11 protein-coding genes and 1 tRNA gene are annotated in these 16103 nt (G+C 66.9%); 2 read left to right on the top strand and 10 right to left on the bottom strand.

Annotated elements, in window-relative coordinates:
- Positions 1-28: 28 nt before the first annotated feature.
- The 10 genes from ACIBJC_RS10210 to ACIBJC_RS10165 all read right to left on the bottom strand — a co-directional run bounded on the left by ACIBJC_RS10210 (position 29) and on the right by ACIBJC_RS10165 (position 13375).
- Positions 29-3943 (bottom strand): DNA-directed RNA polymerase subunit beta', encoded by a 3915-nt coding sequence (locus ACIBJC_RS10210; RefSeq protein ID WP_399290223.1) that lies wholly within the window; start codon positions 3941-3943, stop codon positions 29-31.
- Between the two features lie 125 nt (positions 3944-4068).
- The gene (gene rpoB, locus ACIBJC_RS10205; RefSeq protein WP_329828550.1) at positions 4069-7551 is read right to left on the bottom strand and encodes a DNA-directed RNA polymerase subunit beta; all 3483 of its coding nucleotides are present in this window, start codon (positions 7549-7551) and stop codon (positions 4069-4071) included.
- A 620-nt stretch (positions 7552-8171) separates the two neighbouring features.
- Positions 8172-8555, bottom strand: a complete 384-nt coding sequence (rplL, locus tag ACIBJC_RS10200) for a 50S ribosomal protein L7/L12 (protein WP_329828549.1) — start codon at positions 8553-8555, stop codon at positions 8172-8174.
- Between the two features lie 104 nt (positions 8556-8659).
- Complete coding sequence (gene rplJ, locus ACIBJC_RS10195) at positions 8660-9220, bottom strand: 50S ribosomal protein L10 (RefSeq protein WP_329828548.1); 561 nt, start codon at positions 9218-9220, stop codon at positions 8660-8662.
- Positions 9221-9467: 247 nt separating this feature from the next.
- Positions 9468-10403, bottom strand: coding sequence for a hypothetical protein (locus tag ACIBJC_RS10190; RefSeq protein WP_399290220.1), 936 nt, complete (start codon positions 10401-10403; stop codon positions 9468-9470).
- 152 nt (positions 10404-10555) lie between these two features.
- A complete protein-coding gene (gene rplA / locus ACIBJC_RS10185; protein WP_384919544.1) occupies positions 10556-11278 on the bottom strand; it encodes a 50S ribosomal protein L1 in 723 nt (240 codons plus the stop codon).
- Positions 11279-11360: 82 nt separating this feature from the next.
- Positions 11361-11795 carry a 50S ribosomal protein L11 gene (gene rplK, locus ACIBJC_RS10180; protein WP_023539372.1) on the bottom strand — a complete coding sequence of 145 codons (435 nt, stop codon included), beginning with the start codon at positions 11793-11795 and terminating at the stop codon, positions 11361-11363.
- 166 nt (positions 11796-11961) lie between these two features.
- Positions 11962-12837 carry a transcription termination/antitermination protein NusG gene (gene nusG, locus ACIBJC_RS10175; protein WP_399290218.1) on the bottom strand — a complete coding sequence of 292 codons (876 nt, stop codon included), beginning with the start codon at positions 12835-12837 and terminating at the stop codon, positions 11962-11964.
- Positions 12838-12909: 72 nt separating this feature from the next.
- Positions 12910-13194, bottom strand: coding sequence for a preprotein translocase subunit SecE (secE, locus tag ACIBJC_RS10170; RefSeq protein WP_384919537.1), 285 nt, complete (start codon positions 13192-13194; stop codon positions 12910-12912).
- Positions 13195-13302: 108 nt separating this feature from the next.
- Positions 13303-13375, bottom strand: a tRNA-Trp gene (locus ACIBJC_RS10165).
- A gap of 309 nt (positions 13376-13684) precedes the next feature.
- On the opposite strand from ACIBJC_RS10165, the gene ACIBJC_RS10160 reads away from it, so the two are divergent.
- Both ACIBJC_RS10160 and ACIBJC_RS10155 read left to right on the top strand, forming a co-directional pair.
- A complete protein-coding gene (locus ACIBJC_RS10160) occupies positions 13685-14911 on the top strand; it encodes a pyridoxal phosphate-dependent aminotransferase (protein ID WP_399290216.1) in 1227 nt (408 codons plus the stop codon).
- A gap of 145 nt (positions 14912-15056) precedes the next feature.
- Positions 15057-16088, top strand: coding sequence for an adenosine deaminase (locus tag ACIBJC_RS10155; protein WP_399290214.1), 1032 nt, complete (start codon positions 15057-15059; stop codon positions 16086-16088).
- Positions 16089-16103 lie beyond the last annotated feature (15 nt).

Below are 16103 nucleotides of genomic sequence, written 5' to 3'. Positions count from 1 at the left end.
ATGGCCGCCCTCCGCGTTCGCTCACGCCTTACTGGTTGTACGGACCGTAGTCGTAGTCCTCCAGCGGAACGGCCTGGCCGGAGCCCGTGCCGAACGGCGAGTAGTCGATGTCGTCGTAGCCGACGGCCGAGTACATCGCGGCCTTGGCTTCCTCGGTCGGCTCGACCCGGATGTTGCGGTAGCGGGACAGACCCGTACCGGCCGGGATGAGCTTACCGATGATGACGTTCTCCTTGAGGCCGATCAGGGAGTCCGACTTGGCGTTGATCGCCGCGTCGGTGAGAACCCTGGTCGTCTCCTGGAAGGACGCCGCCGACAGCCACGACTCGGTGGCCAGCGACGCCTTGGTGATACCCATGAGCTGCGGACGGCCGGAGGCCGGGTGGCCGCCTTCCGTGACCACACGGCGGTTCTCGGTCTCGAACTTCGACCGCTCCACCAGCTCGCCGGGCAGCAGCTCCGCGTCGCCGGACTCGATGATCGTCACGCGGCGCAGCATCTGCCGGATGATGATCTCGATGTGCTTGTCGTGGATCGACACGCCCTGCGAGTTGTAGACCTTCTGGACCTCGCCGACCAGGTGGACCTGGACCGCGCGCTGACCGAGGATCCGCAGCACGTCGTGCGGGTTGGTGGCACCGACGGTGAGCTTCTGGCCCACCTGGACCTGGTCGCCCTCGCCCACGAGCAGACGGGCACGCTTCGAGATCGGGAACGGCGTCTCTTCGCTGCCGTCGTCCGGGGTGACGACGAGCTTCTTGGTCTTCTCGGTCTCCTCGATACGGACGCGGCCTGCCGCCTCCGAGATCGGGGCGACACCCTTGGGCGTACGGGCCTCGAAGAGCTCGACGACTCGGGGCAGACCCTGCGTGATGTCGTCACCGGCCACACCACCGGTGTGGAAGGTACGCATCGTGAGCTGGGTACCGGGCTCACCGATGGACTGGGCGGCGATGATGCCGACCGCCTCACCGATGTCGACCAGCTTGCCGGTGGCCAGCGAGCGGCCGTAGCAGAAGGCACAGGTGCCGACCGCGGACTCGCAGGTCAGGACCGAGCGGGTCTTGACCTCCTCGACCCCGGCTGCCACGACTGCGTCGATCAGGACATCGCCCAGGTCGACGTTGGCCGGCGCGATGACCTTGCCGTCGACGACGACGTCCTCGGCGAGCATCCGCGCGTACACGGACGTCTCGACGTCCTCCGCCTTGCGCAGCACACCGTCGGCGCCGCGCTCGGCGATCCGCAGCTTCAGACCGCGGTCGGTGCCGCAGTCCTCCTCGCGGATGATGACGTCCTGCGAGACGTCCACCAGACGACGGGTCAGGTAACCCGAGTCGGCGGTACGCAGGGCGGTGTCGGCCAGACCCTTACGGGCACCGTGCGTGGAGATGAAGTACTCCAGCACGGACAGACCTTCACGGAAGGACGCCTTGATGGGACGCGGGATCGTCTCGTTCTTGGCGTTGGACACCAGACCACGCATACCGGCGATCTGACGCATCTGCATCATGTTTCCACGAGCACCCGAGTTGACCATCATGAAGATGGGGTTGGTCTTCGGGAAGTTCGCGTTCATCGCCTCGGCGACCTCGTTGGTCGCCTTGGTCCAGATCGCGATGAGCTCCTGGGTGCGCTCGTCCTTGGTGATCAGACCGCGCTCGTACTGCTTCTGGACCTTCTCGTCCTGCGCCTCGTAACCCTGGACGATCGCCTTCTTCGCCTCGGGCACGACGACGTCCGAGATGGCGACGGTGACGCCGGAACGGGTCGCCCAGAAGAAGCCGGCCGCCTTCAGGTTGTCGAGCGTCGCCGCCACGATGACCTTGGGGTAGCGCTCGGCGAGGTCGTTGACGATCTCGGAGAGCTGCTTCTTGCCGACCGAGTAGTCGACGAACGGGTAGTCCTCGGGCAGCAGCTCGTTGAAGAGCGCGCGGCCCAGGGTCGTCCGCAGCCGGAACGGGTCGCCCTGCTGCCACGGCACCGCGGTGCCGTCGGTGTCGGCCTCCTCGGAGACCGGCGGGGTCCAGCCGCGCGGCGGGATGGTGCCCACCGGGAAGCGGATGTCGACCTTGGCCTGGAGCGACAGCTCGCGGTTGTCGAACGCCATGGTGGCCTCGGCGGTGGAGCCGAAGGACCGGCCCTCGCCGATGACCTTGCGCTCCTCCTCGTCCGTGGTGAGGAAGAAGAGGCCGAGCACCATGTCCTGGGTGGGCATGGTGACCGGACGGCCGTCGGCCGGCTTGAGGATGTTGTTCGAGGACAGCATCAGGATGCGGGCCTCGGCCTGCGCCTCCGCGGAGAGCGGCAGGTGGACGGCCATCTGGTCACCGTCGAAGTCCGCGTTGAACGCGGTGCAGACGAGCGGGTGGATCTGGATGGCCTTGCCCTCGACGAGCTGCGGCTCGAACGCCTGGATACCCAGACGGTGCAGGGTGGGCGCACGGTTCAGCAGTACCGGGTGCTCGGCGATGACCTCTTCGAGCACGTCGTACACGACCGTACGGCCGCGCTCGACCATGCGCTTCGCCGACTTGATGTTCTGCGCGTGGTTCAGGTCCACCAGGCGCTTCATCACGAACGGCTTGAAGAGCTCCAGCGCCATGGCCTTCGGCAGACCGCACTGGTGCAGCTTGAGCTGCGGGCCGACGACGATCACGGAACGGGCCGAGTAGTCGACACGCTTGCCGAGCAGGTTCTGACGGAAACGGCCCTGCTTGCCCTTGAGCATGTCGCTCAGGGACTTCAGGGGCCGGTTGCCGGGACCGGTGACCGGACGGCCGCGGCGGCCGTTGTCGAACAGCGCGTCGACGGCCTCCTGGAGCATCCGCTTCTCGTTGTTCACGATGATCTCGGGGGCACCGAGGTCGAGGAGACGCTTGAGGCGGTTGTTCCGGTTGATCACACGGCGGTACAGGTCGTTCAGGTCGGAGGTCGCGAAGCGGCCACCGTCGAGCTGCACCATCGGACGCAGGTCCGGCGGGATCACCGGCACGCAGTCCAGCACCATGCCCTTGGGGCTGTTGCTGGTCTGGAGGAACGCGGAGACGACCTTGAGGCGCTTGAGCGCACGGGTCTTCTTCTGCCCCTTGCCAGTACGGATGATCTCGCGGAGGCGCTCGGCCTCCTCGTCCAGGTCGAAGGACTCCAGGCGCTTCTGCAGCGCGGCGGCGCCCATCGAACCGTCGAAGTAGGTGCCGAAGCGGTCGCGCAGCTCGCGGTAGAGCAGCTCGTCGCCCTCCAGGTCCTGGACCTTGAGGTTCTTGAAGCGGTTCCACACCTCGTCGAGACGGTCGATCTCGCGCTGCGCGCGGTCCCGGAGCTGCTTCATCTCGCGCTCGGCGCCTTCGCGCACCTTGCGGCGGACGTCGGCCTTGGCGCCCTCGGCCTCCAGCTCGGCCAGGTCGGTCTCAAGCTTCTTGGCGCGGGCTTCGAGGTCGGAGTCGCGACGGTTCTCGGTCTGCTGGCGCTCGACGGAGACGTGTGCCTCCAGCGACGGCAGATCGCGCGTACGGCGCTCCTCGTCCACGAACGTGATCATGTACGCGGCGAAGTAGATGACCTTTTCGAGGTCCTTCGGCGCGAGGTCGAGCAGGTACCCGAGGCGCGAGGGCACGCCCTTGAAGTACCAGATGTGGGTGACGGGCGCGGCCAGCTCAATGTGGCCCATCCGCTCACGGCGCACCTTGGCGCGCGTGACTTCCACGCCACAGCGCTCACAGATGATGCCCTTGAAGCGGACACGCTTGTACTTGCCGCAGTAGCACTCCCAGTCCCGGGTCGGACCGAAGATCTTCTCGCAGAAGAGTCCGTCCTTCTCGGGCTTGAGCGTGCGGTAGTTGATGGTCTCCGGCTTCTTCACTTCGCCGTGCGACCAGGTCCGGATGTCGTCCGCGGTGGCAAGGCCGATCCGCAGCTCGTCGAAGAAGTTGACGTCGAGCACTTGTCGTCAATCCCTCTTTCGGGGGTTCGAGCCCCTCGCGTCAGCGAGTAGATGGGGCACTTCAGCAATGGTCTGAACGGGTCCGGGGAGAGCCGGCCGGATCGGGGATCCGGCCGGCGAACCCGTCAGACCTCTTCGACGCTGCTCGGCTCTCGCCGGGACAGGTCGATACCGAGCTCCTCCGCCGCGCGGAAGACGTCCTCGTCCGTGTCGCGCATCTCGATGGACATGCCGTCCGAGGACAGCACCTCCACGTTGAGGCAGAGCGACTGCATTTCCTTGATGAGCACCTTGAAGGACTCGGGAATGCCGGGCTCAGGGATGTTCTCGCCCTTGACGATGGCCTCGTAGACCTTCACGCGGCCGGTCACGTCATCGGACTTGATCGTCAGCAGCTCCTGGAGGGCGTACGCGGCGCCGTAAGCCTCCAGCGCCCACACCTCCATCTCACCGAAGCGCTGGCCACCGAACTGAGCCTTACCACCCAGCGGCTGCTGGGTGATCATCGAGTACGGGCCGGTCGAACGGGCGTGCAGCTTGTCGTCGACCAGGTGGTGGAGCTTGAGGATGTACATGTACCCGATCGAGATCGGGTCCGGGAACGGCTCACCGGAGCGGCCGTCGAACATCCGGGCCTTACCGGAGCCCTTGACCATCCGCTCGCCGTCGCGGTTCGGGATCGTCGACTCGAAGAGACCCGAGATCTCGTCCTCGCGGGCGCCGTCGAAGACCGGGGTGGCGACGTTGGTGCCGGGCGCGACCTCGTCGGCGCCGATGGACTTCAGCCGCTCCATCCACTCCTCGTTGCCCTCGACCTTCCAGCCCTGGCTGGCGAGCCAGCCGAGGTGGATCTCCAGGACCTGTCCCGGGTTCATTCGGGACGGGACACCCAGCGGGTTGAGGATGATGTCGACCGGGGTGCCGTCCTCCAGGAACGGCATGTCCTCGATCGGCAGGATCTTCGAGATGACGCCCTTGTTGCCGTGACGGCCGGCGAGCTTGTCGCCGTCCGTGATCTTGCGCTTCTGGGCGACGTACACGCGGACGAGCTGGTTGACGCCGGGCGGCAGCTCGTCGCCCTCCTCGCGGTCGAAGACGCGGACGCCGATGACCTTGCCGACCTCGCCGTGCGGCACCTTCAGCGAGGTGTCGCGGACCTCACGGGCCTTCTCGCCGAAGATCGCGCGGAGCAGGCGCTCCTCCGGGGTCAGCTCGGTCTCACCCTTGGGCGTGACCTTGCCGACCAGGATGTCCCCGGCGACGACCTCGGCACCGATACGGATGATGCCGCGCTCGTCGAGGTCCGCGAGGACCTCCTCGGAGACGTTCGGGATGTCCCGGGTGATCTCCTCGGGGCCGAGCTTGGTGTCCCGGGCGTCGACCTCGTGCTCCTCGATGTGGATCGAGGAGAGGACGTCGTCCTGGACCAGCCGCTGGCTGAGGATGATCGCGTCTTCGTAGTTGTGGCCCTCCCACGGCATGAACGCCACGAGGAGGTTCTTGCCGAGCGCCATCTCACCCTGCTGGGTGGCGGGCCCGTCGGCGAGGACCTGGCTCTCGACGACCCGGTCGCCCTCGTTGACGACAACCTTCTGGTTGACCGAGGTGCCCTGGTTGGAGCGGGAGAACTTGGCGATGCGGTACGTGGTGTACGTACCGTCGTCGTTGGCGACGGTGATGTAGTCCGCGGAGACCTCCTGGACCACACCTTCCTTCTCCGCCTTGACGACGTCACCGGCGTCGACCGCGCAGCGGTACTCCATGCCGGTGCCGACGAGCGGCGCCTCGGACGTGATCAGGGGCACGGCCTGACGCATCATGTTCGCGCCCATGAGGGCACGGTTGGCGTCGTCGTGCTCCAGGAACGGGATCATCGCGGTCGCGACCGACACCATCTGGCGCGGCGAGACGTCCATGTAGTCGACGTCGTCGCCGGGGATGTAGTCGACCTCGCCGCCACGGCGGCGGACCAGCACGCGGGGCTCCGTGAAACGCATCTCCTCGGAGAGCGTCGCGTTGGCCTGCGCGATGACGAAGCGGTCTTCCTCGTCGGCGGTCAGGTAGTCGACGTCGTCGGTGACGACGCCCTCGACGACCTTGCGGTACGGCGTCTCCACGAAGCCGAACGCGTTGACCCGGCCGTACGAGGCGAGCGAGCCGATCAGGCCGATGTTCGGGCCTTCAGGGGTCTCGATCGGGCACATGCGGCCGTAGTGCGACGGGTGCACGTCACGGACCTCGAAGCCGGCCCGCTCACGCGAGAGACCACCCGGGCCGAGCGCCGACAGACGGCGCTTGTGGGTGAGCCCCGACAGCGGGTTGTTCTGGTCCATGAACTGCGAGAGCTGGCTGGTGCCGAAGAACTCCTTGATGGAGGCGACGACCGGCCGGATGTTGATCAGGGTCTGCGGCGTGATCGCCTCGACGTCCTGAGTCGTCATGCGCTCCCGCACGACGCGCTCCATCCTCGCCAGACCCGTACGGACCTGGTTCTGGATGAGCTCGCCGACGTTACGCAGACGACGGTTGCCGAAGTGGTCGATGTCGTCGGTCTCGACGACGATCTGGGTGCCGCTCTCGCCGACCGTCTCGGTCTCGCCGGCGTGCAGCTTGACCAGGTACTTGATGGTCGCGATGACGTCGTCGGTGGTGAGGACGCCGGCGTCCAGCGGCTCGTCCGCGCCGAGCTTCTTGTTCACCTTGTAGCGGCCGACCTTCGCGAGGTCGTAGCGCTTCGGGTTGAAGTAGAGGTTCTCGAGCAGCGTCTGGGCCGCCTCGCGCGTCGGGGGCTCGCCCGGACGCAGCTTGCGGTAGATGTCGAGGAGCGCGTCGTCCTGGCCCTGGGTGTGGTCCTTCTCCAGGGTGGCGCGCATGGACTCGTACTCGCCGAACTCCTCCAGGATCTGCTCGGTCGTCCAACCGAGAGCCTTGAGGAGGACGGTCACGGACTGCTTGCGCTTGCGGTCGATGCGGACACCGACCATGTCGCGCTTGTCGATCTCCATCTCCAGCCAGGCACCCCGGGACGGGATGATCTTGGCGGAGAAGATGTCCTTGTCGGACGTCTTGTCGATGGAGGAGTCGAAGTAGACACCCGGCGAGCGGACGAGCTGCGACACCACGACACGCTCGGTGCCGTTGATGACGAAGGTGCCCTTGTTCGTCATGAGCGGGAAATCGCCCATGAAGACCGTCTGGGACTTGATCTCGCCGGTCTCGTTGTTGGTGAACTCGGCGGTCACGAAGAGCGGGGCGGCGAACGTGAAGTCGCGGTCCTTGCACTCGTCGATCGAATTCTTCGAGGGCTCGAAGCGGTGGTCGCGGAAGGTCAGCGACATCGACCCGGAGAAGTCCTCGATCGGGGAGATCTCCTCGAAGATCTCCTCCAGACCGGACTTCCTGGGGACGTCCTGCCCACTCTCGACAGCCGCCTCGACACGAGCCTTCCAGGCGGGGTTGCCGAGCAGCCAGTCGAAGCTCTCGGTCTGAAGCGCCAGAAGGTTCGGAACCTCAAGCGGCTCCTTGATCTTTGCAAAGGAGATGCGCAGCGGGGCAGTGCTTGCGCCGTTGTTCGTATTCGTGGTCGAGGCGTTGCGCGAGGCGGCCAAGAGGGGGTCCTTCCGAGGGCTCGGACTCACTACGCGCGTACCGGTGTCCCAAGCTGGACATCGAGAGGGAAAGCCCAGTTCGGAGCTTTTCTTTCACCGATGCTCATGCGAGGGGGTGCCCCTGGTGACGGGCAGGGAGCAGCTAACAGGCAGCGCAAAGGGTCAGTGTAGCCACTTGGCACACTGATGTCCAGAGCGGGTTTTCCGACACCCTCGTTGTTCTCAACACCCTTGTCTCAACCACTGCGAGCCTCGCGCCGCAGGCGCACACCATTACTGCCCTCTTCGCCACCGATCCATGCCTCGGATGCGGATCGATTGTGACGACGCGTCCTGAGAATTGCGCGCTCCGTGCGGTTCGTCAAGGCCCCCCACCCCATGCGGAAGGTCACTGGGCGTACGGCGGCACGGCGATGATCACGATACTCGCCGACGGCCGAAGAGCAAGGCAACCCCTGCGGGAACGCGGAAGGGCGACCACCCGACTGGGTGATCGCCCTTCATGTCAACGCCGCGCCGTAGGGACCCCGCGTGGGAGGCCCTACGGCGCCGGGACTGTCCCCGTGTCCGCCCGAACCCCTCGCGGGGCCCTCAGCGGCCGGTGACGGACCCGTACGGGGTCACTTGACCTCGACGGAGGCGCCGGCGGCCTTGAGGGACTCGGCAGCCTTCTCGGCGGCCTCCTTGGCGACCTTCTCGACGACGGGCTTGGGGGCGCCGTCCACGAGGTCCTTGGCCTCCTTGAGGCCCAGGGAGGTGAGCTCGCGCACAACCTTGATGACCTGGATCTTCTTCTCGCCGGCACCCGTGAGGATGACGTCGAACTCGTCCTGGACCTCTTCGGCCTCGGCGGCGACAGCGGCGCCACCGGCGGCGGCAGCGGCGACCGGGGCGGCGGCCGTGACGTCGAACTTCTCCTCGAAGGCCTTCACGAAGCCGGAGAGCTCGATGAGGGTCATGTCCTCGAACTGCGCGAGCAGCTCGTCCTGGGTGAGCTTCGCCATGATGGCGGTCCTTCCACTAATTCGGCTGGTGCCGTATGTACAGTTCCGCGGGCGTACCGGCCCGCTGTGACCGACCGGGTGTGATCACCCGGGACCGAGCGTGATTACTCGGAGTCGGCCTCGACGGGGGCCGGCGTACCGGCACCGTCCTGCTCTTCCTTCTGGGCACGAAGAGCTTCCGCGGTGCGGACGAACTTCGACGGAAGCGCCTGGAAGAGAGCGGCAGCCTGCGACTGCTTGCCCTTCATGGCACCGGCCAGCTTGGAAAGCAGAACCTCACGGGACTCGAGGTCCGCGAGCTTCTTGATCTCGTCGGCGCTGAGCGCCTTGCCGTCAAGGACACCGCCCTTGATGACGAGATTCGGGTTCTCCTTGGCGAAGTCACGAAGACCCTTGGCCGACTCCACCGGGTCACCGGTGACGAAGGCAACCGCCGTCGGACCCGCGAACAGGTCGTCCAGCGTGTTGATCCCGGCCTCGTTGGCCGCGATCTTGGTCAGCGTGTTCTTCACCACGGCGTACTGGGCGTTCTCACCGAGAGAACGACGCAGCTCCTTGAGCTGCGCCACGGTGAGACCCCGGTACTCGGTCAGCACGGCGGCGTTCGAGCTGCGGAACTGATCCGCCAGCTCGGCTACCGCGGCAGCCTTGTCGGGCCTTGCCATGAGCGTCGGCCTCCTTCCGGGTGATGAGGACCGCTCAGAAGGGGCTGGGCAAAACGAAACGCCCCGGCGCAGGCGCACGGGGCGTAGCTCGACCGAATGGGATCCGGGAGCTTTCCACAGTCACCTACGCGGGTCGTCCGCAGCTAGCGGATCCTTCGGCCACCGCACCCTCTTACGAGCACACGGCAACGACCAGCGGTCTTTGGCTTCTGGGGAAGACTACGTGAGTGTTGTGCGGTACGGCAAATCAGCTTGCGGCGCCCGCGGTGGACTCGTCGCCCAGGCCCGCCATCATCTCGGCGATATCGAAGGTCTCACCGGCCGGCGGGGCCGCGACCTGCGTCTTCGCCCCGTAGTCCGAGTAGTGCGTGGAGATCTTCATCATGCCCTCGGAAGTCTTCATGCCGATGTCCATCTTCACCGGGTAGTCGTCCTCGTTGACCCAGACCTCGGTGTCGTACGTCTCCATGCCCGACTTCTTCAACGAGTCGATGAGGGCCTTGCGCTCCTGCTCGTCGAGGACGGCGAGCGAGTCGTTGGACTTCATCATCTCGTCGACGCTCAGCGTGCCCTTGTAGTGCTCGGCGTCGACGCCGTCCACCTTCTCGGAGCCGACATGCTTGAGCTGCGGCGAGTCGAGCAGCAGGGCGAGCTGCTGGGCCGGGTCCTGGTTCATGTTCTCCAGGCCGCCGGTCATCTGCTTCTCCAGCGCCTTGTCCCCCGACGCCTCGGCCACGGCGGCCATGTCGAGCTTCATCCAGCGCTTGCCCTCCATCTCCTTGGCCGCCTCGGCACCCATGTCCATGTACATGACGTTGTCGACCCAGACCATGCGGATCTCCGAGAGACCGGAGGTCTCGGCGCTCAGCGCGTCGCCCTTCATCGTCATGTCCATCACGGACGGGTCCCACCCCATGACCCCGGACATCTCGATGTCGCCCTTGACCATGCCCGTCGACTCCGGCATCGACATCGTCATCCGGACCTTGGCGGACTTCGCCTCGGAGGTCTTCTTGTAGGCCGCGGTGATGACCTCGGAGGCGTTGGACCTCGCCGGCGCCTGCTCGGCCGCCGGGGCCGACTTCTTCTCCGTACCGCCGTCGTTCTGACACCCCGCGACACCGGCCATGACGGCCACCGCGGTCAGACAGACGCCCCCGCGCTTCCATACGGACGTGTTCATGAGCCCCACCCCTTGTCGTACGTTCAACTGCTGTGAACCGTAACGCACAGGTCTGACACAGCCTCGTACCCCGAAAGCCGGGCCCCGCACCTCCGGAGAGGTGCGGGGCCCGGCTTTCGTACGTACGGTGCGACCCGCGGCTGCCGTCGGACTCAGACGGCGGCCGGGTCCTCCTCGACGAGGAGGTTACGGGTGCGGTTGGCGTCCAGCGGAACGCCGGGGCCCATCGTGGTGGCCAGCGTGGCCTTCTTGATGTAGCGGCCCTTGGCGGCGGACGGCTTGAGACGGAGGATCTCCTCCAGCGCCGCGGCGTAGTTCTCGACCAGCTTCGTCTCGTCGAAGGAGACCTTGCCGATGATGAAGTGCAGGTTCGAGTGCTTGTCGACGCGGAACTCGATCTTGCCGCCCTTGATGTCGTTCACAGCCTTCGTGACATCGGGGGTGACCGTGCCGGTCTTCGGGTTCGGCATCAGACCACGCGGGCCGAGGACGCGGCCGAGGCGGCCGACCTTGCCCATGAGGTCCGGGGTGGCGACGACGGCGTCGAAGTCCAGACGGCCCTTCGAGACCTCGTCGATCAGTTCGTCGGCGCCGACGATGTCGGCGCCCGCGGCACGCGCGGCCTCGGCACGGTCACCGGTCGCGAAGACCAGGACCCGGGCGGTCTTGCCGGTGCCGTGCGGAAGGTTCACGGTGCCACGGACCATCTGGTCGGCCTTGCGCGGGTCGACGCCCAGACGCATGGCCACCTCGACGGTGCCGTCGAACTTGGTGCTGGTGGTGTCCTTGGCGATACGGACGGCTTCGAGCGGGGCGTACGTACGCTCCCGGTCGATCTTCGCGTCCGCGCCGCGGAGAGCCTTGCTGCGCTTCACTTCTTCTCCTGGTGTTTCTTCAGGTGTGGAGTTCGTGGTGCGGGCCGCGCTCGGCCCTCCCACTGGGGCGTGCCCTGCTGGGTCAGCCCTCGACCGTGATGCCCATGGAACGGGCGGTGCCGGCGATGATCTTCTCGGCGGCGTCCAGGTCGTTGGCGTTCAGGTCGGGCATCTTGGTCGTGGCGATGTCGCGCACCTGGTCGCGGGTGAGCTTCGCGACCTTCTTGACGTGCGGCTCGCCGGAGCCCTTGTCCACACCAGCGGCCTTGAGGATCAGCTTGGCGGCCGGCGGAGTCTTGGTGATGAAGGTGAAGGAGCGGTCCTCGTAGACCGTGATCTCCACCGGCACGACCATGCCACGCTGCGACTCGGTCGCGGCGTTGTAGGCCTTGCAGAACTCCATGATGTTGACGCCGTGCTGGCCCAGCGCGGGGCCGACCGGCGGAGCCGGGTTGGCCGCGCCGGCACTGATCTGGAGCTTGATAAGCCCCGTGACCTTCTTCTTCTTGGGAGGCATTGCTCTCTCCGGGTCCATTTGAGAGTTTTCAGCCCGCCGTCCGGTCATCCGGATGGAGGCATACCGCACAACGATAACGGGTATAGCCGTACGGCCAAAAACCGACAGGTCAGACAGGCGTGAACCCCTGTCTGACCTGTCGGAAGTAGGTGTTCCGGAAGAAGGATCAGTTCTTCTGGATCTGGTCGAAGCTCAGCTCGACCGGGGTCTCGCGACCGAAGATCTCGACCAGGCCCTTGACCTTCTTCGAGTCCGCGTTGATCTCGTTGATCGTCGCCTGGAGGGTGGCGAAGGGGCCGTCGGTGACGGTGACGGAGTCGCCGACCTCGAAGTCCAGCACCTGGACCTCGACCTTGCGCGACGGCGCGGGCTTGCCCTCGGCCTCGGCGGCCTCGCGGGCGGCCTTCTCCTCGGCCTCCGGGGCGAGCATCTTGACGATCTCGTCCAGGGTCAGCGGGTACGGGTCGTAGGCGTTGCCCACGAAGCCGGTGACGCCGGGGGTGTTGCGGACGACGCCCCAGGACTCGTTCGTCAGGTCCATGCGGACGAGAACGTACCCGGGAAGCTTGTTCTGGCGGACGTTCTTACGCTCGCCGTTCTTGATCTGGACGATCTCTTCCTCGGGGACTTCAGCCTGGTAGATGAATTCCTCGACGTTGAGCGAGACGGCGCGCTGTTCCAGGTTGGCCTTCACGCGCTTCTCGTAGCCCGCGTAGGTGTGGATCACGTACCACTCACCGGGCAGCCCGCGGAGTTCGTCACGGAGGGCGGCGACCGGGTCGGCAGGGGCCTCGGCGACGGCTTCCGCCTCGTCGTCGGCCTCGTCGTCAGCGGCCTCGTCGTCCGCTTCCACGGAGTCCTCGGCGGCCTCTTCGGTCTCGTCCTCGACGTGCAGCGCGGCCTCTTCGGCCGGCTCGCCCGCAGCGATGTCAGCGGCTTCGGCCTGGTCTGGCTCGATAGCGTCCGCCGCCTCGACGATGCCGGTCTGGTCCTCTCGGGACTCCACCGACTCGCTGGCGTCGTTCAGTTTCGGGTCAGACACGGTGGCTGCTTCTTCCTGGCTCAATGGGTGGAACACGCGAAAGGGGCGCCGCACCGGGCGCCCTTCGCGGGATCAGCCGAAGACGTACTTGATTGCTTGCTGGAAGCCATAGTCAATCACGGTCACCAGACCGATCATGACGACCACGAAGACAATCACCACGGTGGTGTACGTCGTCAGCTGGCTGCGAGTCGGCCAGACGACCTTGCGCAGCTCGGCGACGATCTGTCGGTAGAAGAGCGCGAGACGGCCCAGGGGGCCCTTCTTGCCGCGCTTTCCGCCCTTGCGGGGCTTCTTCGACTCGGCGGACTCATCGTCGGCATCAGGCTTGTCGATGGAGCCCACGGCATCCGCCACTCTCTCTCACCTGATTCCGGGTCGTGACCGTGCCGCGCCCGGGGGAGCCGCACGGCGATGCATTGAATGTACGTACATGCGCACACATCCTGGCGAAGATGTGTGTAGCAGGGCCGGAGGGACTTGAACCCCCAACCGCTGGTTTTGGAGACCAGTGCTCTACCAATTGAGCTACGACCCTTTGCGTTCTCCCTCAACCTACCGCATACGACCGGATGCACGGAGTGCCCGGTACGGCTTCGGAGCTGAAGGCCAACGACCAGTGAGTGTACGTGCTCATGGGCCGTGCGTCGAACAGCTTCCCCCTGGAGCCCCACGGGGACGTCACGGGGACGTCGCGCGAAGCGATCATCCTCTGGTGCGCCCACCCGCCCGTCCGCTTTTGTTCACAGCGTGCCTCCCTCTTGTTGTTCACAGCGTGCCTCCCCCTTTTGTTCACAGCGTGAAACGTGTGTGCCACGGAGGTTTCAGGTCTGGGACCATGGACCCTATGAGCCCTGCAACCCCTCCCACCGAGCGCCGGGTCTCCGCCCGCATCGGCGCGATCTCCGAGTCCGCGACCCTCGCCGTGGACGCCAAGGCCAAGGCCCTGAAGGCCGCCGGGCGTCCGGTGATCGGCTTCGGCGCGGGCGAGCCCGACTTCCCGACCCCCGGCTACATCGTGGACGCCGCGGTCGAGGCTTGCCGTAACCCCAGGTTCCACCGCTACACGCCGGCCGGCGGACTCCCCGAGCTGAAGGCCGCCATCGCCGCGAAGACGCTCCGCGACTCCGGTTACGAGGTCGACGCGTCCCAGGTCCTCGTCACCAACGGCGGCAAGCAGGCCATCTACGAGGCGTTCGCCGCCATCCTGGACCCGGGCGACGAGGTCATCGTCCCGGCTCCGTACTGGACGACGTACCCCGAGTCGATCCGGCTGGCCGGCGGTGTCCCGGTAGAGGTCGTGGCCGACGAGACCACGGGCTACCGCGTCTCCGTCGAGCAGTTGGAGGCCGCCCGTACGGAGCGTACGAAGGTCGTGCTCTTCGTCTCGCCGTCCAACCCGACGGGCGCCGTCTACAGCGAGGCCGACACCGAGGCCATCGGCCGCTGGGCCGTCGAGCACGGCCTGTGGGTGCTGACGGACGAGATCTACGAGCACCTCGTCTACGGCGACGCCGTCTTCACCTCGCTGCCGGCCGTCGTCCCCGAGCTGCGCGACAAGTGCGTCGTCGTCAACGGCGTGGCCAAGACGTACGCCATGACCGGCTGGCGGGTGGGCTGGGTCATCGGCCCCAAGGACGTCGTCAAGGCCGCGACCAACCTCCAGTCGCACGCCACGTCCAACGTCTCCAACGTCGCGCAGGCCGCCGCCCTCGCCGCCGTCTCCGGCGACCTGGAGGCCGTGGCCGAGATGCGGACCGCCTTCGACCGGCGCCGCAGGACGATCGTCCGGATGCTCAACGAGATCGACGGCGTGCTCTGCCCGGAGCCCGAGGGCGCCTTCTACGTCTACCCGTCGGTGAAGGCCCTGCTCGGCAAGGAGATCCGCGGCACCCGCCCGGCGACCTCCGTCGAGCTGGCCGCGCTGATCCTGGACGAGGCCGAGGTCGCGGTCGTCCCGGGCGAGGCGTTCGGCACGCCCGGGTATCTGCGGCTGTCCTACGCGCTCGGTGACGAGGATCTCGCCGAGGGCGTCGGGCGCCTCCAGAAGCTGCTGGCCGAGGCCAAGGACTGACGCCTCCGCACGCTCCCACCAGCGACTGAACGGGTCCCCGGCCACCGGCCGGGGACCCGTTTCCCGTTCCGTATCCGCGTTCGGACAAGATCTCGATCGGGGAAAGTGGCTGCCGGTGGCTCTTTTCATGCGGCAAAATCCATGGATGGAGAGCACCACCCCCCGCCCCAGGGACCTCAGCCTGCTGCCCAAGGCCCATCTGCATCTGCACTTCACCGGTTCGATGCGGCCGGCGACCCTGCTCGAACTCGCCGACAAGTACGGCGTCCATCTCCCCGACGCGCTGACCGGCGGCGAACCCCCGAAGCTGCGCGCCACCGACGAACGCGGCTGGTTCCGCTTCCAGCGGCTGTACGACATCGCCCGGTCCTGTCTGCGGACGCCCGAGGACATCCAGCGACTGGTGCGCGAGGCCGCCGAGGAGGACGTACGGGACGGCTCCGGCTGGCTGGAGATCCAGGTCGACCCCACCTCGTACGCCCCGCACCTGGGCGGACTGATCCCGGCGATGGAGATCATCCTGGACGCCGTGGACTCCGCGTCCAGGGAGACCGGGCTCGGGATGCGCGTACTGGTCGCGGCGAACCGGATGAAGCACCCGCTGGAGGCCAGGACCCTGGCCCGGCTCGCGGTGCGGTACGCGGACCGGGGCGTCGTCGGCTTCGGGCTCTCCAACGACGAGCGCCGCGGCATGGCCAGGGACTTCGACCGGGCCTTCGCGATCGCCAGGGACGGCGGGCTGCTGGCCGCGCCGCACGGCGGCGAGCTGACGGGGCCCGCGTCCGTACGGGACTGCCTGGACGACCTGAGCGCCTCCCGGATCGGGCACGGCGTCCGCGCCGCGGAGGACCCCAGGCTGCTGCGCAAGCTCGCGGAGCGCGGGGTGACCTGCGAGGTCTGCCCGTCCTCGAACGTCGCGCTGGGCGTCTACGAGAAGCCCGAGGACGTCCCCCTGCGCACCCTGTTCGACGCCGGGGTCCCGATGGCGCTGGGCGCGGACGACCCGCTGCTCTTCGGTTCCCGGCTGGCGGCGCAGTACGAACTGGCGCGGCTCCACCAGAACTTCGGCGACACGGAACTGGCCGAGCTGGCCCGTCAGTCGGTACGGGGCTCCGCCGCGCCGCCCGCGGTCCAGGAGAAGCTGCTGGCGGGGATCGACGCCTGGCTGGCTTCCTGACCCCCGTCAGGGGCG

The sequence above is a fragment of the Streptomyces sp. NPDC050509 genome, assembly GCF_044457965.1.
Classification (GTDB): domain Bacteria; phylum Actinomycetota; class Actinomycetes; order Streptomycetales; family Streptomycetaceae; genus Streptomyces.
Note: the sequence above shows the minus strand (reverse complement) of the source record. Positions and strands in the feature narration are given on the sequence as shown.